Annotated in this window: 18 protein-coding genes; 12 read left to right on the forward strand and 6 right to left on the reverse strand. The window is 71.2% G+C overall.

The window, feature by feature from the left end; all coding sequences use genetic code 11:
* Positions 1-18: 18 nt before the first annotated feature.
* Positions 19-519: a DUF1203 domain-containing protein gene (locus tag ABT147_RS26695; RefSeq protein ID WP_351410517.1), complete on the reverse strand. Its 501-nt coding sequence runs from the start codon at positions 517-519 to the stop codon at positions 19-21.
* A 113-nt stretch (positions 520-632) separates the two neighbouring features.
* Here ABT147_RS26695 and pepN point away from each other — a divergent pair, with 113 nt between their 5' ends.
* Together pepN and ABT147_RS26705 are read left to right on the forward strand one after the other, a co-directional pair.
* The gene (pepN, locus tag ABT147_RS26700) at positions 633-3,212 is read left to right on the forward strand and encodes an aminopeptidase N (protein ID WP_351410519.1); all 2,580 of its coding nucleotides are present in this window, start codon (positions 633-635) and stop codon (positions 3,210-3,212) included.
* Between the two features lie 88 nt (positions 3,213-3,300).
* Entirely contained in the window at positions 3,301-4,188 is an 888-nt protein-coding gene (locus ABT147_RS26705; protein ID WP_351410521.1) for a DUF1963 domain-containing protein, read from the forward strand.
* On the opposite strand, the gene ABT147_RS26710 is transcribed toward ABT147_RS26705, so the two are convergent.
* The gene (locus ABT147_RS26710; RefSeq protein ID WP_351410523.1) at positions 4,093-5,112 is read right to left on the reverse strand and encodes an EamA family transporter; all 1,020 of its coding nucleotides are present in this window, start codon (positions 5,110-5,112) and stop codon (positions 4,093-4,095) included. The genes ABT147_RS26705 and ABT147_RS26710 overlap by 96 nt on opposite strands.
* A gap of 137 nt (positions 5,113-5,249) precedes the next feature.
* Here ABT147_RS26710 and ABT147_RS26715 point away from each other — a divergent pair, with 137 nt between their 5' ends.
* A complete protein-coding gene (locus ABT147_RS26715; RefSeq protein WP_351410525.1) occupies positions 5,250-5,768 on the forward strand; it encodes a MarR family winged helix-turn-helix transcriptional regulator in 519 nt (172 codons plus the stop codon).
* 85 nt (positions 5,769-5,853) lie between these two features.
* Here the strand turns inward: ABT147_RS26715 and ABT147_RS26720 are convergent, their stop codons facing one another.
* The 3 genes from ABT147_RS26720 to ABT147_RS26730 all read right to left on the reverse strand — a co-directional run bounded on the left by ABT147_RS26720 (position 5,854) and on the right by ABT147_RS26730 (position 8,738).
* Complete coding sequence (locus ABT147_RS26720; protein ID WP_351410527.1) at positions 5,854-6,111, reverse strand: hypothetical protein; 258 nt, start codon at positions 6,109-6,111, stop codon at positions 5,854-5,856.
* A 290-nt stretch (positions 6,112-6,401) separates the two neighbouring features.
* Complete coding sequence (malQ, locus tag ABT147_RS26725; RefSeq protein WP_351410529.1) at positions 6,402-8,471, reverse strand: 4-alpha-glucanotransferase; 2,070 nt, start codon at positions 8,469-8,471, stop codon at positions 6,402-6,404.
* A 30-nt stretch (positions 8,472-8,501) separates the two neighbouring features.
* Complete coding sequence (locus ABT147_RS26730) at positions 8,502-8,738, reverse strand: hypothetical protein (protein WP_351410531.1); 237 nt, start codon at positions 8,736-8,738, stop codon at positions 8,502-8,504.
* Positions 8,739-9,007: 269 nt separating this feature from the next.
* On the opposite strand from ABT147_RS26730, the gene ABT147_RS26735 reads away from it, so the two are divergent.
* The 3 genes from ABT147_RS26735 to ABT147_RS26745 are packed head-to-tail and all read left to right on the forward strand — an operon-like array spanning position 9,008 to position 11,609.
* Positions 9,008-9,541, forward strand: coding sequence for a PadR family transcriptional regulator (locus ABT147_RS26735; protein ID WP_351410533.1), 534 nt, complete (start codon positions 9,008-9,010; stop codon positions 9,539-9,541).
* Positions 9,538-10,251: an ABC transporter ATP-binding protein gene (locus ABT147_RS26740; RefSeq protein ID WP_351410535.1), complete on the forward strand. Its 714-nt coding sequence runs from the start codon at positions 9,538-9,540 to the stop codon at positions 10,249-10,251. Before ABT147_RS26735 ends, ABT147_RS26740 begins: the two co-directional genes overlap by 4 nt.
* Positions 10,248-11,609, forward strand: coding sequence for an ABC transporter permease (locus ABT147_RS26745; protein ID WP_351410536.1), 1,362 nt, complete (start codon positions 10,248-10,250; stop codon positions 11,607-11,609). Before ABT147_RS26740 ends, ABT147_RS26745 begins: the two co-directional genes overlap by 4 nt.
* A gap of 116 nt (positions 11,610-11,725) precedes the next feature.
* Here the strand turns inward: ABT147_RS26745 and ABT147_RS26750 are convergent, their stop codons facing one another.
* A complete protein-coding gene (locus ABT147_RS26750) occupies positions 11,726-12,829 on the reverse strand; it encodes a mechanosensitive ion channel family protein (protein WP_351410538.1) in 1,104 nt (367 codons plus the stop codon).
* A 315-nt stretch (positions 12,830-13,144) separates the two neighbouring features.
* Between ABT147_RS26750 and ABT147_RS26755 the strand changes: the two genes are divergently transcribed.
* The 6 genes from ABT147_RS26755 to ABT147_RS26780 all read left to right on the forward strand — a co-directional run bounded on the left by ABT147_RS26755 (position 13,145) and on the right by ABT147_RS26780 (position 19,464).
* A complete protein-coding gene (locus ABT147_RS26755; protein ID WP_086753161.1) occupies positions 13,145-13,681 on the forward strand; it encodes an HNH endonuclease in 537 nt (178 codons plus the stop codon).
* A gap of 198 nt (positions 13,682-13,879) precedes the next feature.
* Positions 13,880-14,716: a hypothetical protein gene (locus ABT147_RS26760; RefSeq protein WP_351410540.1), complete on the forward strand. Its 837-nt coding sequence runs from the start codon at positions 13,880-13,882 to the stop codon at positions 14,714-14,716.
* A gap of 180 nt (positions 14,717-14,896) precedes the next feature.
* The gene (locus ABT147_RS26765) at positions 14,897-16,129 is read left to right on the forward strand and encodes an ROK family transcriptional regulator (RefSeq protein WP_351410542.1); all 1,233 of its coding nucleotides are present in this window, start codon (positions 14,897-14,899) and stop codon (positions 16,127-16,129) included.
* Positions 16,130-16,251: 122 nt separating this feature from the next.
* A complete protein-coding gene (locus tag ABT147_RS26770) occupies positions 16,252-17,589 on the forward strand; it encodes an ABC transporter substrate-binding protein (RefSeq protein WP_351410544.1) in 1,338 nt (445 codons plus the stop codon).
* Positions 17,590-17,623: 34 nt separating this feature from the next.
* Positions 17,624-18,565, forward strand: coding sequence for a carbohydrate ABC transporter permease (locus tag ABT147_RS26775; protein ID WP_502983166.1), 942 nt, complete (start codon positions 17,624-17,626; stop codon positions 18,563-18,565).
* A complete protein-coding gene (locus tag ABT147_RS26780; protein ID WP_351410548.1) occupies positions 18,565-19,464 on the forward strand; it encodes a carbohydrate ABC transporter permease in 900 nt (299 codons plus the stop codon). Before ABT147_RS26775 ends, ABT147_RS26780 begins: the two co-directional genes overlap by 1 nt.
* Positions 19,465-19,471: the final 7 nt, after the last annotated feature.

The following is a 19,471-nucleotide window of genomic DNA, read 5'->3' on the forward strand; positions in this document are numbered from 1 at the left end:
GTGGCCGCCCCGTCGGCGTCACGGCCGTCGCACCTCGTACAGGAAACAGCCGTACTCGACGGCCCGGACATGCACGAGCGCGACGTCGGGGTCCGCGAAGGCCTCGGCGAAGGCGGCGTCGAAGCCCTCGGGTCCCTCGGGCTCCTCGACCAGCCGTCCGCCGAGAATGCGTCCGTCGGCGGAGTAGCGGCGAACCGTCCGGTGGGCGTTGCCGAACGGGTGACCGTCACCGACCGGACCCGGGCACGTCTCGGCATGGACGAAGACGGGCCCCTGCTCGTCGTACGCCCCCGGATCGGCGCCCGCCCGCGCCGCCCAGCGCCGGAGGGGCGCGTAGGACACCAGGACGATCCGCTCCCCGGGTTCACCGTGCCGCAGACAACAGCGCAGCGGCGCGCCGCCCTCGTCGTCCGTGAACGGCTCGCGCGAGCGCCCCGAGTCGTCGGCCGAGCGGAGTTCCGTCAGCGCCTGCGGGTCGATGGGGCGCGGGATGTACGTGGTTGTCGTGAGCGTGGTCATGTGCCCCAGGCTCGCGCGCGCACGGCCTGGTCACCGGCGGGAAACGGACATCGCGTTCCCCGCCGGTCCCGTGGAAGGATGGCGCAACCCACACATACCGAGGAGATGACCGCGTGCCTGGCACAAACCTGACCCGCGACGAGGCTCAGCAGCGGGCGGCGCTGCTCAGCGTCGACTCGTACGAGATCGATCTCGACCTCTCCGGCGCGCAGGAGGGCGGCACCTACCGGTCCGTGACCACGGTGCGCTTCGACGTCGCGGAGAACGGCGCCGCGTCCTTCATCGACCTGGTGGCCCCGGCCGTCCACGAGGTGACCCTCAACGGCGACGCGCTGGACCCGGCGGAGGTCTTCAAGGACTCCCGGATCTCGCTGCCCGGCCTGCTGGAGGGCCGCAACATCCTGCGGGTCGTCGCCGACGCCGCGTACACCAACACCGGTGAGGGCCTGCACCGGTTCGTCGACCCGGTCGACGACCAGGCGTATCTGTACACCCAGTTCGAGGTCCCGGACGCCCGTCGCGTCTTCGCGAGCTTCGAGCAGCCGGACCTGAAGGCCACCTTCCAGTTCACCGTGAAGGCGCCGACCGGCTGGACCGTCATCTCCAACTCGCCGACGCCGGAGCCCAAGGACGACGTCTGGGTCTTCGAGCCGACGCCCCGGATCTCGACGTACATCACGGCGCTCATCGTCGGCCCGTACCACTCCGTGCACAGCGTGTACGAGAAGGACGGGCAGAGCGTGCCGCTCGGCATCTACTGCAGGCCCTCCCTCGCCGAACACCTGGACTCCGACGCGATCTTCGAGGTCACCCGGCAGGGCTTCGACTGGTTCCAGGAGAAGTTCGACTACGCGTACCCGTTCAAGAAGTACGACCAGCTGTTCGTACCGGAGTTCAACGCGGGCGCGATGGAGAACGCGGGCGCGGTGACCATCCGCGACCAGTACGTGTTCCGCTCGAAGGTGACGGACGCCGCGTACGAGGTCCGGGCCGAGACCATCCTCCACGAGCTGGCCCACATGTGGTTCGGCGACCTGGTGACGATGGAGTGGTGGAACGACCTGTGGCTGAACGAGTCGTTCGCCACCTACACGTCCATCGCCTGCCAGGCCGACGCGCCCGGTTCCCGGTGGCCGCACTCCTGGACCACGTTCGCCAACTCCATGAAGACCTGGGCGTACCGGCAGGACCAGCTGCCGTCCACGCACCCGATCATGGCGGAGATCAACGACCTGGACGACGTGCTCGTCAACTTCGACGGCATCACGTACGCGAAGGGGGCGAGCGTGTTGAAGCAGCTCGTCGCGTACGTCGGCCAGGACGAGTTCTTCCGGGGCGTGCAGGCGTACTTCAAGGCGCACGCGTACGGCAACACGCGTCTGTCCGATCTGCTGGGCTCCCTGGAGGAGACCTCGGGCCGCGATCTGAAGTCGTGGTCGAAGGCGTGGCTGGAGACCGCGGGCATCAACGTCCTGCGCCCGGAGATCGAGACGGACGGGGAGGGCGTCATCACGGCCTTCGCGATCCGTCAGGAGGCCCCGGCGCTGCCCACGGGCGCGAAGGGCGAGCCGACGCTCCGTCCGCACCGCATCGCGGTCGGCCTGTACGAGCTGGACGAGGCCGGCGGCAAGCTGGTCCGTGACGAGCGGATCGAGCTGGACGTCGACGGCGAACTGACCGCCGTACCGCAGCTGGTGGGCAGGCGCCGCCCGGCCGTGGTCCTCCTCAACGACGACGACCTGTCGTACGCGAAGGTCCGCCTGGACGAGCAGTCCCTCGCGTTCGTCACCGAGCACCTCGGCGACTTCGAGGCCTCCCTCCCCCGCGCGCTGTGCTGGGCCTCGGCCTGGGACATGACGCGTGACGCGGAGCTCGCGACCCGCGACTACCTGTCCCTCGTCCTGTCGGGCATCGGCAAGGAGTCGGACATCGGTGTCGTGCAGTCCCTGCACCGCCAGGTGAAGCTGGCGATCGAGCTGTACGCCGACCCGACGGCCCGTGAGGCGCTGCTGACCCGCTGGACGGACGCCACGCTCGCGCATCTGCGCGCGGCGGAGGCCGCCTCCGACCACCAGCTGGCCTGGGCGCGCGCGTTCGCCGCGACCGCCCGCACCCCCGAGCAGCTGGACCTCCTGGAGGCCCTGCTGGAGGGCACGCAGACGATCGAGGGCCTGGCCGTCGACACCGAGCTGCGCTGGTCCTTCGTCCAGCGGCTCGCGGCGGTGGGCCGTTACGACGAGGCGGAGATCGCCGGCGAGTACGAGCGGGACAAGACGGCCGCCGGTGAGCGGCACGCGGCCACGGCCCGTGCCTCCCGCCCGACCGCCGAGGCCAAGGCGGAGGCCTGGTCCCAGGTCATCGAGTCGGACAAGCTGCCCAACGCCCTTCAGGAAGCGGTCATCGGCGGTTTCGTCCAGACCGGCCAGCGTGACCTCCTCGCCCCGTACACCGACAAGTACTTCGAGGTGGTCAAGGGCATCTGGGAGGCCCGTTCCCACGAGATCGCCCAGCAGATCGCGATCGGCCTCTACCCGACGGTCCAGGTCTCGGCCGAGACCCTGCACAAGACGGACACCTGGCTGGCGACCGCCGAGCCCAACGCGGCCCTCCGCCGCCTGGTCTCGGAGTCCCGCTCGGGCGTGGAACGCGCCCTCAAGGCACAGGCCGCGGACGCGGCGGCGACCTCGGCGTAGCCGGGAGCGGTGGTACGACGACGGGGGCGCCCGGTGACATCACCGGGCGCCCCCGTCGTTGTCAGTGGCAGGCCTGATCATGTCCGGTATGACCGACGACCGACACGCCCCGTATGTCCGAGACCTCTACTCCCGGCTTGCCGTCGATCTGCTCCCCGCCGAACTCGCCGAGCGCTGGACCGCCCTGGTACGCCCGTGCGCCAGGCTCCGCCGGGCGGCGGAGGGCGAGCCGGTCGCGGCCACGCTCGGCGGGGAGCCGGAGCTGCCGGCCGGGGCCGACTGGCCCGAGCATCCGGGGCACGGCCCCCTGTCCTTCGTCGCGTCGGTGCGGTGCGCGGCGCTTCCGCGCGAGGGGCTGGGGGAGGGGTTCCCTCCCGACGGGACGCTGCTCTTCTTCGCCGTCGACTTCTCCGTCGACTCGTCCGTCGACTCGTCCGTCGGCTCCTCCTTCGAGGGGCGAGGCGGGGCCCACGTGTTGTACGTCCCGGCCGGCACTCCGACCTTCCCGGTGGCCGCACCCCAGGAGTTGACGCCGTCCCCGCGCACGGACCTCACCGCGCCCCCGGAAGAGAGCGCGCCCGATCTGTGGCTGCCCCGGGCCAGGCAAGCCCTGCTCGGGGAGGGCGAGCTGTGGCCGCACCCCCGCCGGATCCCCAGTGAACTCCGACCGTTCCACCGGGCCTTCGGACGCCTGCGTACCCGGGTCGGCCATCAGATAGGCGGCCACGCCCTCCCCGTCCAGGGGCCGGTGGAGTACGAGATCGCGGGAGCGGAGCTCGGTGAGGGCCTCCCCTGGGGCGATCCGCTCCTCGACCGCGAAGCCGAACGGTGGGTGCTGCTGGCCCAGTTCGACGGGGCCGGTGACGGTGCCGGGGAGCTGTCATGGGGTGGCGCGGGCACGCTGTACTGGTTCATCAGGCCCGAGGACCTCACCGCCCACCGCTTCGGCGGGGCGCGGCTCGTCGTGCAGTGCTAGCCGGCCGGGCGTCGGCCCGGTCGGGCGCGGCCGGAGCTGGCCCAGGATCGTCGCGCCGAAGGCGATGGTCATGCCGAGGAGTTGGAGGGGGGTGAGGGCCTGGCCGAGGGCCGCCCAGCCGACGATCGCCGCCGTGAGGGGGGAGAGGGGGCCGAGGAAGGTGACCTGGGTGGCGGAGAGGCGGCCGATACCTCGGATCCAGAGCCAGTAGGAGACGGCCGTGTTGGCGAGGGCGAGGTAGAGGTAGCCGCCGATCGCTCGGGTGTCCAGGGGCGGGGGTGCGCCCTCGACGAGGAGGGCGAGCGGGGCGATCAGGAGGCCGCCCGCGGTCAGTTGCCATCCGGCGAGGGCGAGCGGGCCGACACCGGCCGGGCGGCCCCAGCGCTTGGTGAGGACCGTGCCGGTGGACATGGAGGCGGTGGAGGCGAGCGCCGCGAACAGGCCGACCGGGTCCAGCGCGCCCGCCGCCTTCAGGACGACCAGGCTGACGCCGAGGGCCGCGGCGATTCCGGTGAGCAGGGTGCGTACGGTCGGCCGCTCCCCCAGCAGCACGGTCGCCAGGCCCGCGACGAACAGCGGGCCGACCGAGCCGACCACCGCCGCCATACCGCCCGGCAGCCGGTACGCGGAGAGGAAGAGGAGCGGGAAGAAGGCGCCGATGTTCAGCGCGCCCAGCGCCGCGGCCTTCCACCACCAGACCCCGCGCGGCAGCCTGCGCGAGATCGCCAGAAGCAGCAGCCCCGCCGGGAGCGCGCGCACCAGGCCCGTGAACAGGGGGCGGTCGGCCGGCAGGAACTCCGTCGTGACGGCGTAGGTGGTGCCCCAGGAGATGGGGGCGATCGCGGTCAGGGCTATGAGGGAGAGACGGCTCGCTGTGTGCATGGTGTTCGCGGTGTTCGGGGCGGGCGCGGTGTGCGCGGTCATGGGACGCGTCCTTCGCGGCGGGAGGGTCTGCTCGATCAGCGTGATTCATTAGCTTGCTTGTAATTAGCTTAGCGCTAAGCAACTTTCCGTCAAGCCACTTTCTTGCGGCCGACCCATCGGCGTCCGATACTCGGCGTATGAACGCGCGCCCCGAGCCCGACCAGCCCCTCCGCGACCCCGTCGACGCGATCATCGAGCAGTGGGCGGTCGCACGGCCCGACCTCGACACCACCGCGATGGAGGTGTTCGGCCGCGTCAACCGGCTCTCACGGGCGCTCGGCGACCGGATGGAGAAGACGTACGCGCGGTTCGGTGTCTCGCGCGGCGAGTTCGACGTGCTCGCGACCCTGCGGCGGTCCGGCGAGCCGTACACCCTCTCTCCCCGTCAGCTCTCCGCCACCCTGATGCTCACCACCGGCGGTATGACCGGCCGCCTCGACAAGCTCGAACGCGCGAACCTCCTGCGGCGCTCCCCCGACCCGCACGACCGCCGGGGCCTCCAGGTCACCCTCACCGACGAGGGCCTGCGCCTGATCGACGACGCCCTCGTCGCGGGGCTCGCCGTCCAGACCGAGGCGCTCTCCCATCTGAACGACGAACAGGCCGGCCAACTGGCCGGCCTGCTGAGGATGCTGGTGGTGGGAACGGGGTCATGAGGACGCGTCGAGGGCACCCTCCGCACTGGTGTGCGGAGGGTGCCCTCGTCGGAAAGCGTCGGGAAGGGTGGGGCGGCCGGGGCCGTCAGGCCTTCGCCTTGGCCCTGGCCTTCGGCTGACGGTCCGTCGACCTGTCCAGGACCATCACCAGGCCGGCGATCACCGCGAACAGCGCGAGCGGTGCCACGACGAAGAGGCCGAGCGTCTCGATCACGCTGAGGCCGGGGCCCGGGTCGTCGCCGTCGTCGGGCGTCACCGCGAGCGCGGGGGACGACATGAGCAGCATCATCAGCGTCGTACCGGCAGCCAGGGCGCCGGCGCGCAGGGCGTTCTTCTTGTCCACGCGCTAAAGGTAACGAACGTGGGTGAGCTGCGCGCGACCGGGGGCGCCTAATAGCTCGGGGGCGCGGTTCGTCGGCGAGCGCGGGCCCGGTGGGGCTTCTCGCGCAGTTCCCCGCGCCCCTCAAGATTCAGGCCCCTGCGGGCCTGAAAGACCAAGGCCCCGCCGGCCTGAAAAGCGACGGGGCTGCGGGTTGGAAAAGCACGGGGCGCAGCCCCTGCTTTTCAGGGGCGCGGGGAACTGCGCGACCAGCCACAACCCACCCGCACCCGCCAACGAACCGCACCCCCCCCTCACGCGCCCCGAAGCACATCCACCAGCGCATGCAGCCGAGGTGACGCCGCCAAGTCCTCCAGCGTCGCCGGGCGCCCCGCCGCGTCGGCGATCGGCAGGCGCCAGTTCGGATACTGATCCCACGTGCCGGGAAGGTTCTGCGGCCGCCGGTCACCGAGCGCGTCGGGAAGCCACAGGCCGACCATCCGCGCCGGCGTGCGGAGCAGAAAGCGGTGGAGGGCCTGGATCCGGTCCTCCTCGGAGGTGGTGGAGATCCCCCCGCCGGCCCCGTTCAGCAGCCCCAGCCGGGCGAGCAGGGCCAGCCACTCCCCCGCGTCGGCCGCGGCCTCGGCCCGCTCCTCCTCCAGGGAGCGGGTGAGCAGCCCCAGCCCGTGCCGGAGGTCGACGTGGTCGCAGGTCAGCCGGGAGGCGGTCGGCGGCAGGTCGTGGGTGGTGGCGGTGGCGAGACAGTTCGCGCGCCAGCGTTCGGGCGGGAGGGGGCGGCCCGTGCCCTCCCAGTCGCGCTCGAACCAGAGGACGGACGTGCCCAGCACACCGCGCGCGTCGAGGGCCTCACGGACGCCGGGTTCGACGGTCCCCAGGTCCTCACCGATCACCAGGGCGCCCGCCCGGGACGCCTCCAGGACCAGGATCGCGAGCATGGCGTCGGCGTCGTAGCGGACGTACGTGCCCTCCGTCGGGGCCTGCCCCTGCGGGACCCACCAGAGGCGGAACAGACCCATGACGTGGTCGATGCGGAGGGCGCCCGCGTGGCGCAGGAGGGCGCGCAGGAGGCGGCGGTAGGGGGCGTATCCGGACTCGGCGAGGCGGTCGGGGCGCCAGGGCGGCAGGCCCCAGTCCTGGCCCCGGGAGTTGAAGGCGTCGGGGGGCGCCCCGATCGACATGCCGGCCGCGAAGTACTCCTGTTGCGCCCAGGCGTCGGCCCCGTCGGGGTGGACGCCGACCGCCAGGTCGTGCACCAGGCCGATCGGCATGCCCGCGTCGCGTGCGGAGCGCTGCGCGGTGCCGAGCTGGGCGTCGGTCAGCCAGGCCAGGCGGGTGTGGAAGTCGACGCGGTCCATCAGCTCGCCCCGGGCGCGGGCCGTCGCGGCGGAGCGGGGGTCGCGCAGGCCCGTCGGCCAGCGCCGCCAGTCGGAGCCGTAGACCTCGGCGAGCGCGCACCAGGTGGCGTGGTCCTCCAGCGCCTCGCCCTCCTCGGCGAGGTAGTCCCAGTACGCGGCCCGTCGCCCGGGGCCGAGCGGCACGGCACGCACCAGCTCCAGGGCCTCGCGCTTGAGGTCCCACACCGCGTCCCGGTCGATCAGCTCGCCCTTGGCCAGGACGGACTCCCGCAGGCGCGCGGACCGTTCCAGCAGGGCGCCCAGGCGGTCGCGGTCGTCGGGGGACGAGGAGGCGTACGCGTACTCCTGGATGTCCTCGACGCGCAGATGGACCGGGTCGGGGTAGCGGCGGGAGGACGGGCGGTACGGGGAGGGGTCGGTGGGGGCGCCGGGGACCGACGCGTGCAGCGGGTTGACCTGGACGAATCCGGCGCCGAGGGCGCGGCCCGCCCAGGCGGTGAGTTCGGCGAGGTCACCGAGGTCGCCCATGCCCCAGCTGCGGCGCGAGAGGAGGGAGTAGAGCTGGACGAGGAGGCCGTAGGTGCGGCCGGGCGGGGCGGGGAGCCGGGCCGGGGCCACGACGAGGTGGGCCTCGGCGGTGCGGCCGTCGGGGGCGGTGGCGCGCAGGGCGTGCACGCCCGGAGGGAGTTGCTCGACGCCGGCGCGGAGTTCGCCCTGTTCGGTCTCGACGCGCAGCCGGGTGCCGTCCGGCAGGGCGGCCAGCGCGGCGGGGGGCTCGCCGTCGGCCCAGTGGACCACGGTCGGCGGCAACAGCCGTTCGCTCAGCTGCCGTTCACGTGCCGTGAGGGCGGCGGTCACGGCCTCGGGGGTGCTCGCGTCGACGTCCAGCGCGGCGAGGGCGGCCACGACCGCGCCGTCCGAGGCCGCGACCGTACGGTCCGGGGAGGGGCTGTAGGAGGTGGCGACGCCGTGCAGTGCGGCGAGCCGGGCCAGCGGGGTGCCCGGCATCGGGCTCGTACCCCCTGGATCTTCGTGCATCTAGACCCCCGCTGCGGCGCCGTGGGACGTGGGTTCGCTGGTCAGAGGGGCCGCGTCGGTGAGGGGCGGCTCGCTGGTGAGGGGTTCGGCGTCGGGGAGCGGGGGCTCGCTGGTGAGGGGGACGTCGGCGCAGGGGCCCTCGGCGCTGAAGACGCAGTAGGCGGGTTCGTGGAGCTCGTAGGGCTCCGCGGTGCGTTTGGAGCGGGCCGGGGTCGGAAGGTGAGCCGGTGCGGCCACGGGGGCCTCCTTGTCGTCGTACGGCGATGGGGTGCGGGTCCGGGGTACTCCAGCCCTACCCCGTGGGCGCCGTGGCAGACGTGAGTGGGCGGACATCGTGGTGTTGCTCACTCCTGTGTCCACGGCGGGACGGCCGTTTCGAAGGCCGATTCGAAGGCCGATTCGACGGCGGCTCCGAAGGCGGCTCCGAGGGTGGCTTCACGGAAGGTTCCAAAGCTGTCCCGCGCTCTCTATTCACTCAGTACATATACTCAGTGCATACTGAGGGCATGAGCACCCGTCACATCCTGTTGGGGCTGCTCGCCGGTGGGCCGAGCCATGGCTACGACCTCAAGCGACGGCACGACGAACGCTTCCCGCAGGCCCGCCCGCTGGCCTACGGGCAGGTCTACACGACCCTGCAGCGGCTGGTCCGCGACGGGCTCGCCGAGGTCGACGGCACCGAGGCGGACAGCGGTCCGGAGCGGACGATGTACCGCTCGACGGACGAGGGGGCGAGCGAACTGGCCAAGTGGGCCGGGGAGATCACGCCACCCGCGCCGTTCGTGACGAACGAGATCTTCGCCAAGCTCGTCGTCTCCATCCTCGCCGGCGGCGACCCGGCCGCCTACCTGCGGGCGCAGCGCACCGCGCACATGACCCGGATGCGGGAGCTGACGGCCGTGAAGACCACGCCGGGAGCCGATCTGGCGACCGTGCTCGCGGCGGACTACGCCCTCAACCACCTCGACGCCGATCTCCGCTGGATGAACACCACCGCGGCCCGGCTGACCACCCTGACCGCGGAGGTCGACGCAGTATGAACAACACGAACGCCGGCTCCCTGCCGCTGCTCGCGGCCCGAGGGCTCGTCAAGGAGCACGGCAGGACGTGGGCGCTGCGCGGCGCCTCGGTGGAGCTGCGGGAGGGGGAGATCCTCGCCGTCACGGGGCCCAGCGGCAGCGGCAAGTCCACGTTGCTGCACTGTCTCGCGGGGATCGTCCGGCCGGACGAGGGCTCGGTGTCGTACGCAGGGAAGCGGCTCGACCAGCTGCCCGAGAAGGAGCTGAGCGAGCTGCGCCGCACGGACTTCGGGATCGTCTTCCAGTTCGGACAGCTGATACCCGAGCTGACGGCCGTCGACAATGTCGCGCTGCCGCTGCTGCTCGCCGGCATGGCCCGCAAGGAGGCCCGGGAGCGGGCCGGTGAGTGGCTGGAGCGGTTCGGCGTACGGGGGCAGGAGGAGCAGCGGCCCGGTGAGATGAGCGGCGGCCAGGCGCAGCGGGTGTCGCTGGCGCGGGCGCTGGTGACCGCGCCGAAGGCGGTGTTCGCGGACGAGCCGACCGGGGCGCTGGACTCGCTGGCGAGCGAGCAGGTGATGGCGGCGCTGACGCACGCGGCCCGGGAGTCCGGTACGGCGGTGCTGCTGATCACGCACGACGCGCAGACCGCGGCGTACGCGGACCGCGAGGTCATGCTCAAGGACGGGGTCGTGGTGTCCGGGGCCGACGCCACGCTGGAGGTGTCCCGGTGAGGACGCTGACCAACGATCTCCGCCTCGCCCTCCTGCTGACCCGGGGCTCCGACCGGCGGGAGTGGTGGCGGATCGCGCTGACGGGGCTCGGGGCCGCCCTGGCGACGGCGTTCGGCCTGGCGGCGGGCGTACTGGCCTCGCTGTCGGGCCGCTACCAGGTGGACATGGCCGCCGGTCTGCTGGACAGCCCCGGTCAACGCTCCGGGGTGATCGTCACCCTGCTGCTCCTGCTGGTCCCGGTGCTCGGGTTCCTCGGCCAGTGCACCCGGGTCGGCGCCGTCCACCGGGACCGGCGCCTGGCCGGGCTGCGGCTGGCCGGCGCGTCGGCGGGCCAGGTGCGCAGGATCGCGGCGCTGGAGACGGGGCTCGCCTGTCTGGCCGGCTCGCTGGTCACGGCGGTCGCCTTCGTGGTGTTCCTGCTGAGCGAGTGGCAGCGTCCCACCGCGGTGGCCTGGATCGTGATCGCGCTGGTGGCGCTGGGCGTGCCGGTGCTGGGCGCGGTGACGAGCGTGCTGGCGCTGCGCCGCGTGGTGGCCTCACCGCTGGGCTGGGTGCGCCGGGTGACGCCGGGCACGGGCCGGGGGCCGGCGTGGGTGTTCCTGGGGGCGGTGGCGCTGCTGATGCTCGTGGCGCTCCTGGCCGTCGCCAACACCACTCGGGACATGCCCGACTACGCGTCCGGCCAGGCTCCGCTCACCTTCTGCGGCGCGCTGCTCGCGGTGGGGGCGGGCGCGGTGCTGCTGTCCGGCGCGGTCTCGAAGCTCACCGGGCGACTGCTCGCCGCGCGGGCCCAGAGCCCGGCGGTCCTGATCGCCGCCGAGCGGCTGCGCGACGACCCGTGGGCGGCGGCCCGCACCCACGCGGCCGTCATCATGGGGGCCGTGGTCGGCAGCGGTTACATCGGCGTACGGCAGGCGCTGCTCGCGGTGATCAACGGTCCGGAGCACCTGGCCGAGAAGGACGACTTCTACATCACCGGTCTGAACTTCACCGCCGCCGCCATCCTCGTCGGCTTCGCCGTCACCCTGTTCGCGCTGGCCGTCGGCACCGCCGAGTCGCTCGCCACCCGTCGCCGGGGGCTGGCCGCGCAGGTCGCCGCGGGGGTGCCGTACGAGGTGCTGGGCCGGGCCCTGCTCCTGGAGACCGCCCTGCCGCTGGCGCCGTCGGTGCTGGTGGCCGGGGCCGGGGGCTCGGCCATCGCCTTCACCTACAGCACGGTCATGGGCGACACCTCGGTCCTGCCGTTCGGGGCGCTGCTGGTGCCCGTCGCGGTGTACGGCGCCTGTCTGCTGGCGGCGGCCACATCGCTGCCGCTGCTGCGGCGGACGGTCCGGCCCGCGGAGCTGCGGTACGCGTAACGGTCGCGGGCCCGTGGCCCCACGACCGCCGGGCCCCGCGGCCCAGGAGACACGGGGGTGTTCCTGGGCCTCGGGGTGCGCGCCTGCGGGCTGCTTCGGTGCGCTGTTTCGTCGCGCTACTTCGGCACACCCGACGGCGCGATCGGCGTGGCCCGTTCCGACTGCGGGGACGTGCTGGACGCGTAGGCCGACGGGGGTGCCATGCCGGCCGTCGGGTCGGCGTCCGGGTTGTCGGCCGCGAGGGCAGGGGCCCCGCCGACGATGGGGATGTCGGCGGCGTCGAAGGCCTTCTTGATGCGCCAGCGCAGCTCGCGCTCGACGGTGAGGGCCTTGCCGGGCATGGTCTTGGCGGTGACACGGACGACCATCGAGTCCAGGAGCACGTCGTCGAGGCCGAGGACCTCGATGGGGCCCCAGAGGAGCTCGTTCCAGGGGTCCTCCTTGCTCATCGCCTCGCCGACCTCCAGGAGGGTGCGGCGGACCTTGTCGAGGTCCTCGTCGTAACGGACGGTGACGTCGACGCCGGCCGTGGCCCAGCCCTGGGAGAGGTTGCCGATGCGCTTGACCTCGCCGTTGCGGACGTACCAGATCTCGCCGTTGTCGCCCCGCAGCTTGGTGACGCGCAGGCCGACCTCGATGACCTCGCCGGAGGCGACGCCCGCGTCGACGGTGTCGCCGACGCCGTACTGGTCCTCCAGGATCATGAAGACGCCGGAGAGGAAGTCCGTGACCAGGTTCCGGGCGCCGAAACCGATGGCGACACCCGCGACACCGGCGGAGGCCAGCAGCGGGGCGAGATTGATCTCGAAGGTGGCGAGGACCATCAGGGCGGCGGTGCCCAGGATGAGGAAGGACGCCACCGAACGCAGGACCGAGCCGATGGCCTGGGAGCGCTGGCGGCGGCGCTCGACGTTGACCAGCAGCCCGCCGAGGGTGCCGCCCTCCACGCCCGGGACGGAGCGGTTCATCCGGTCTATGAGCTTGGTGATCGCCCGCCGGACGAACACTCTCAGCACCGCCGCTATCACCACGATCAGCAGGACGCGGAGACCGATGGCCAGCCATGTGGACCAGTTCTCCTCCACCCAGCTGGCGGCGTTGGTCGCGCTCTCCTGGGCGTCCTCCAGCGACGGCACGGCCGGTGTCGTCGACGTCTCCGAGGGGGACGGCGACGGCGCGGCGGCGGCCAGTAGGAGGGGCAGGGAAGAAACGGACGACACGGCGGGTACCTCCAGATGCGATATCTGCCCTCCGGTACGGCGGTCAAGATCCGTCGGGTCACGGAAAGGTCACCGGACGGGCAGGCCCACCACACTAACGGGGCATTGTGTGGAGGTCGCCGCCATGTTCGAGGGAGACAGGGCGCTCACCAGGGAGTGAAGGGCGCACGCAGCGGGGGATGAATCAACGTGTGGTCGAAAACACTCCCAGCCCGTTACCGGGACATGGTGGCGCTTCCACCAGGCATGAGGGGAGACTGACTACGGATCGTCCACGGCGCGAGCCACGCGCCGCCGGCGTACAAGGAGGCATCCGTGCCGCACGTCCTGGTCCTCAACGCGTCGTACGAGCCGCTCGGTGTCGTACCGCTCCGCCGCGCGCTCGTCCTCGTCCTGGAGAACAAGGCGGTCTCCCTGGAAGAATCCGGCGCCTATCTGCACAGCGCGACCGTCACAGTCCCCGCACCCAGCGTGGTCCGGCTCAAGCGATTCGTCCGGGTTCCCTATCGGGGGCCCGTTCCTCTGACCCGTCGGGCGCTGTTCGCCCGTGACGGGGGCCGGTGCATGTACTGCGGTGGCGTCGCAACCAGCGTCGACCACGTCATCCCGCGCAGTCGCGGGGGCAAACACGTCTGGGACAACGTCGTCGCGTCGTGCCGCCGCTGCAACCATGTCAAGGCCGACCGCCATCTCGTCGAGATCGGCTGGCGGCTCCGTCACAAACCCGCTCCACCCACCGGGCTGGCCTGGCGCATCATCGGCACCGGGCATAGGGACCCGCGCTGGCTGCCCTACCTGCAGCCGTTCGGCGCGGACGACGCGTTGGCCCGGATCGACGGCATCTCCGCCTGACGGTCCGGGTTTTTGCATGCCCGGGTGCCCCTCGGAGGGGCACCCGGAACATCCACATCCGGTTGACCTGCGGATTCGTTACCGTCTTCACAGGTACCCCGCGTTCCCCTCGCACATGTGATCGCCTAGTGTCACCCCAACGGTGGGCCCTTGTTCTGGAGCGCAACGCCCAGGGGCCCGCTTCGAATGTGGGGACTCATGCGCAAGCTCGCCATAGGTGCCGCCGTGTCCGGCGCCCTGGCTCTCACCGGTCTGGCCGCGCCCGCCGCGCTGGCCGACTCGCCGGACCTGACCTTCGGCGCCATCACGGTCAACAACGGCAAGCCGATCGTGGTCGGCACCAGGGCCGCCGTGACCGTGCCGGTCACGTTCAGCTACACCCGGCCGGCCGACTTCAAGATCGACTACACGAACAACGCCCTGGGCGTCGCCCTCTACCGGGGCCGGCTCGCGGAGCCCGACAACGCCATCGAGGGCTCCTCCAAGAAGCCCTCCTGCACCACCACGGCGACGACCGACACCACGGTGACCGAGTCCTGCTCGACGAAGCTCACCGTCGATCCCCGGATGTACCTCTTCGAGGGCGCGGACGCCACCACCTGGAAGGCCGCCGCCGTCTACTTCGAGGTGGCCGAGGACAGCGACGACTCCGACGACCACATCGGCATGCACCTCGGGAGCGACATCTGGGGCAACCTCGGCACCGCCAAGCTCCAGCGGCTCGCCAAGGCCACCGTCAACGCCACCCCCGAGCCGGCGGTCAAGGGCAAGAGCCTGACCGTCAAGGGCACGCTGACCCGCGCGGACTGGAACACCGGCAAGTACGCGGGCTACAAGGGCCAGAAGGCGACCCTCCAGTTCAAGGCCAAGGGCGCCACCGCCTACACGGACGTGAAGACGGTGACCTCCGGCACGGCCGGCGCCCTGTCCACCACCGTGAAGGCGTCGAAGGACGGCTCCTACCGGTACAGGTTCGCGGGTACGACCACCACCGCGGCCGTGACGTCCGCGGCGGACTTCGTCGACGTGAAGTGACATGAGGTAACGCCTCTCCCGAGGCAACGTCTCTCCCGCATTGCGGGCACCGCCCCCAGGTAACGACTCCGTTGCCCGGGGGCGGTTTTTGTTGGCCGGATATTGACGCTCACCTGGTCTAGTCCTATCGTCCTGGCATCCGACAGGAAACTTTCCTAACAGTTGGGCAGGTGGCGGACCATGGCAGGAACCCCCCGCGTACTGCGCGCCATGAACGACCGCGCCGCACTCGATCTGCTGCTGGAGCACGGCCCGCTCTCCCGGACGCGCCTCGGCAAGCTGACGGGACTGTCCAAGCCGACCGCCTCCCAGCTCCTGGCCCGCCTCGAAGCCGCCGGACTCGTGATCGCCACGGGCACCGGCACGGACGGGTCCGCCGCCGGCGGCAGCGGCTCGGGCGCGGGCCGACCCGGCCCCAACGCCCAGCTCTACGCGGTCGACCCGACCGCCGCGTACGCCGCCGGCCTCGACGTCACCCCCGAACGCGTCCTGGCCGCCGTCGCCGACATCACCGGCCGCACGGTCGGCGAGCACGCCGTCCCCACCCCCGGACGACGCCCCGCCGAACCCGTCGTCCAGCAGGTCACCGCCGCCCTCGACGGGGCGGTCAAGGCCGCCGGACTCGTCCGGGCCGATGTGCGCCGGCTGGTCATCGGCACCCCGGGCGCCTTCGACCCGGGCACCGGGCGGCTGCGGTACGCCTCGCACCTGCCCGGCTGGCACTCCCCCACCCTCCTCGGCGAACTCGCCGCCGCGCTGCCGATGCCGGTGGAGTACGAGAACGACGTGAACCTCGCCGCCGTCGCCGAACAGCGGCTGGGCGCGGCCAGGGGCCACGACGACTTCGTACTGCTGTGGAACGAGGGCGGTCTCGGCGCCGCGGTCGTCCTGGGCGGACGGCTGCACCGGGGGTTCACCGGGGGCGCCGGCGAGGTCGGGTTCCTGCCCGTTCCCGGTGTACCGCTGGTCCGCCAGGTCACCAAGGCGAACAGCGGCGGCTTCCAGGAGCTCGCCGGTTCGCAGGTCATTCCCCGGCTCGCCCGTGAGCTGGGGATCACTCCGGTGCCGGAGGGGCCGTACGCGGAGGTCGCGGCGGCGCTCGTCGCCCGGGCCGCCGCCGACCCCGACTCCGGGTCCCACCGACAACTTCTGGCCACGTACGCCACCGGACTCGCCACGGGTATCGCCTCGCTCGTGGCCGTGCTCGACCCCGAGGTCGTCGTCCTCAGCGGTACGGCGCTGACCGCCGGCGGTGAGCCGCTGCGGGGGCTCGTCGAGGCCGAGCTGGCGGAGCTGGCGGCTTCCCGGCCGCGGCTCGTGCTCGGTGACGTACGTGAACACCCTGTGCTGCGGGGGGCGTTGGAGAGTGCGCTCGCCGCGACGCGTGACGAAGTCTTCGACACCTCGCGCTGATCGATCGTTCAGAAGCTGCCGGCCGTCTGTGGCTGGTCGCGCAGTTCCCCGCGCCCCTGGGGTTTCCCGGGCGCGCCCCCTTCCTCCCAGATCACCCCTTCCCTCCCTCAGGAGACCCCGTGATGTCCGGAATATCCAAGAAAGCCGCCATCGCTCTCGCCCTCACCGCCTCCCTCTCCCTGCTCACCACCGCCTGTACCGGGCAGGCCGACAGCACCGCCTCCGACGACCCGAACGCCAAGACGACGATCACCTTCTGGCACGGGTGGAGCGCGCCCGGCGAGGTGAAGGCGATCCAGGCGAACGTGGACCGGTTCGAGAAGGAGCACCCGAACATCACGGTGAAGGTCGTCGGGAACATCAACGACGACAAGCTCAACCAGGCGCTGCGGGCGGGCGGTTCGAACGGGCCGGACGTGGTGTCGTCGTTCACGACGTCGAACATCGGCAAGTTCTGTTCGTCGGGGGCGTTCGCCGATCTGAAGCCGTTCATCGAGAAGTCGAAGCTCGACCTCGACAAGATCATCCCGAAGCCGATGCTGGACTACACGCAGTTCGAGGGCACCCGGTGCGCGCTGCCGCTGCTGGGTGACGCGTACGGGCTGTACTACAACAAGGACGCGTTCGAGAAGGCGGGCATCAAGGCGCCGCCGAAGACGTGGTCGGAGTTCGCGAAGGTCGCGAAGAAGCTCACCAAGACCAAGGGCGACAGCTACTCGCAGCTCGGGTTCATGCCGAACTACCACGGCTACGAGACGGTCGTGGACCACTACATGTCGCAGTGGGACCACGAGTACTTCAACGCCGAGGGCAAGTCGAACATCTCCGAGGACCCGGCGTTCGCGGAGATGTTCACGTACCAGAAGAGCCTGGTGGACTCGCTCGGCGGCTTCGCGAAGCTGGAGAAGTACCGGAACACCTTCGGTGACGAGTGGGGCGCCAAGCACCCGTTCCAGACCGGTCAGGTGGCCATGCAGCTGGACGGCGAGTGGCGGCTCGGGATGGCGAAGGACGCCGGGACCGACTTCGAGATCGGCACCGCGCCGATGCCCGTGGCCGACGACGAGGTCGACGAGTACGGCAAGGGCTTCCTCTCCGGCACGATCATCGGGATCGCCCCGCAGAGCGAGAAGCAGAACGCGGCCTGGGAGCTGGTGAAGTACCTGACGACCGACACCGAGGCCGTCGTCTCCTTCGCCAACGCCATCCACAACGTGCCGTCCACGTTCGCGGCCCTGAAGTCGCCCGACCTGAAGGTGGACGAGGGCTTCCAGACCTTCCTGGACATCGCCCAGAACAAGCACTCGAACACCCCGCCGGCCTCCATCAACGGCTCCACCTACCAGACGACGCTCCAGGACTTCGGCTACCAGTACGAGTCCGGCAAGGTGACGGACCTGCGGAAGGGCCTGGAGAAGACCGCCGCACAGATCGACACCGACATCGCCCAGGCGAAGTAGCGGTATCCGTCCGATGTCCACGCACTCCCTGCGCGTGTCCAGTGGCACGCTCCGTTCGAAGCGCCGCCGGTCGGCGCTTCGGACGGTGGCCTTCCTGTCACCCTGGCTGATCGGGTTCGGCGTCTTCTTCGCCTATCCGCTGGTGTCCACCGTGTACTTCTCGCTGATGAAGTACGACGGCTTCGGTACCCCGGTCTTCCGCGGCCTGGGCAACTGGTCCTACGTCTTCGACGACTACCCGATGTTCTGGCCGGCCCTGCGCAACACCCTCTGGCTGGTGCTGGTGATGGTGACCTGCCGGGTGCTGTTCGGGCTCGGCGTGGGTCTGCTCATCACCAAGATCAAGACGGGTACGGGTGTCTTCCGCACCCTCTTCTACCTGCCCTATCTGGCCCCGCCGGTCGCCGCGACCCTCGCCTTCGTCTTCCTCCTCAACCCCGGTACCGGGCCGGTCAACGCGATCCTGGGCGACCTGGGCCTGCCGACGCCCGGCTGGTTCACCGACCCCACCTGGTCCAAGCCGGCGCTCACCGCGCTCGCGCTGTGGGGCGTGGGCGACCTGATGGTCATCTTCATGGCCGCGCTGCTCGACGTACCCAAGGAGCAGTACGAGGCCGCCGAGTTGGACGGGGCGTCGGCCTGGCAGCGGTTCCGGTTCGTGACACTGCCGACCATCTCGCCGATCGTGATGTTCGCCGTGGTCACGGGCGTGATCCAGACCATGCAGTACTACACGCAGCCCCTGGTGGCCGGGAAGGTCGCCTCCGGCATCATCGGCGGCTCCGGCCAGCAGTTCGAGCCGGGCTACCCGGACAAGTCGACGCTGACCCTGCCCCAGCTCGTCTACAACCTCGGCTTCCAGCGCTTCGACTACGGCTCCGCCTGTGTGGTCGCCCTCGTGCTGTTCGCCCTGTCGATGGTGTTCACCGCGCTGCTGATGCGGCGCCGGGGCGGACTGATCGGAGCGGGTGACTGATGACCCAAGTACTCGACGCCCCCAACAGGACCGTGGCGCCGGCCGCCGCCCCGGCGAGCGAGCGCACCGCCCGCCGCCGGGCCCTCCTTGAGTGGATCGGCGTCCACTCCCTGGGCGTGGCCGCCGCGCTCTTCTTCACCCTGCCCTTCGTCTTCGTCGTGCTGACCTCGCTGATGAGCGACCAGCAGGCGCTCACCCGCGATCTCGTCCCGGACACCTGGGAGTGGAGCAACTACCGTCAGGTCCTCGACACTCCCGGCTTCCTGACCTGGTGGAAGAACACCCTGATCTACGCGGGACTGGGGACGGTCCTCACCGTCGTCTCGTCCGTCCCCGTGGCGTACGCGCTCGCCAAGTTCCGCTTCCGGGGCCGTAATCTGGCGCTGATACTGGTCATCTCGATGATGATGCTGCCGCCGCAGGTCGTCGTGATCCCGATGTACCTGTTCTGGGCCAAGCAGATGGACCTGTCGGGCTCGCTGTGGCCGCTGATCATCCCGATGGCGTTCGGGGACGCGTTCTCGATCTTCCTCCTCCGGCAGTTCCTGACGACCATCCCGAACGAGTATCTGGACGCGGCCCGGGTCGACGGCTGCGGCGAACTGCGCACCCTGCTGCGGGTCGTCCTGCCGATGGCGAAGCCCGGCATCGCGGCCGTCGCGCTCTTCCAGTTCTTCTACGCCTGGAACGACTACTTCGGCCCGCAGATCTACGCCTCCGAGAACCCCGCCGCCTGGACACTGAGTTACGGCCTGGAGTCCTTCAAGGGCGCGCACCACACCGACTGGAATCTGACCATGGCCGCGACCGTGCTGGTCATGGCCCCCGTGATCCTCGTGTTCTTCTTCGCGCAGAAGGCGTTCGTCGAAGGCGTCACCCTGACCGGAGTAAAGGGTTGATACAGCT

Source organism: Streptomyces sp. NPDC001868 (assembly GCF_040297125.1).
Taxonomy (GTDB): Bacteria; Actinomycetota; Actinomycetes; order Streptomycetales; family Streptomycetaceae; genus Streptomyces.

Excerpts from the sequence above, each read along its gene's own strand:
- ABT147_RS26705 (WP_351410521.1), top strand. The coding sequence starts at position 3,301 with ATGACCGACGACCGACACGCCCCGTATGTCCGAGACCTCTACTCCCGG.
- ABT147_RS26765 (WP_351410542.1), top strand. The coding sequence starts at position 14,897 with ATGGCAGGAACCCCCCGCGTACTGCGCGCCATGAACGACCGCGCCGCA.
- malQ (WP_351410529.1), bottom strand. The coding sequence starts at position 8,471 with ATGCCGGGCACCCCGCTGGCCCGGCTCGCCGCACTGCACGGCGTCGCC.
- ABT147_RS26735 (WP_351410533.1), top strand. The coding sequence starts at position 9,008 with ATGAGCACCCGTCACATCCTGTTGGGGCTGCTCGCCGGTGGGCCGAGC.
- ABT147_RS26710 (WP_351410523.1), bottom strand. The coding sequence starts at position 5,112 with ATGACCGCGCACACCGCGCCCGCCCCGAACACCGCGAACACCATGCAC.
- ABT147_RS26760 (WP_351410540.1), top strand. The coding sequence starts at position 13,880 with ATGCGCAAGCTCGCCATAGGTGCCGCCGTGTCCGGCGCCCTGGCTCTC.
- ABT147_RS26695 (WP_351410517.1), bottom strand. The coding sequence starts at position 519 with ATGACCACGCTCACGACAACCACGTACATCCCGCGCCCCATCGACCCG.
- ABT147_RS26780 (WP_351410548.1), top strand. The coding sequence starts at position 18,565 with ATGACCCAAGTACTCGACGCCCCCAACAGGACCGTGGCGCCGGCCGCC.
- ABT147_RS26770 (WP_351410544.1), top strand. The coding sequence starts at position 16,252 with ATGTCCGGAATATCCAAGAAAGCCGCCATCGCTCTCGCCCTCACCGCC.
- ABT147_RS26740 (WP_351410535.1), top strand. The coding sequence starts at position 9,538 with ATGAACAACACGAACGCCGGCTCCCTGCCGCTGCTCGCGGCCCGAGGG.
- ABT147_RS26715 (WP_351410525.1), top strand. The coding sequence starts at position 5,250 with ATGAACGCGCGCCCCGAGCCCGACCAGCCCCTCCGCGACCCCGTCGAC.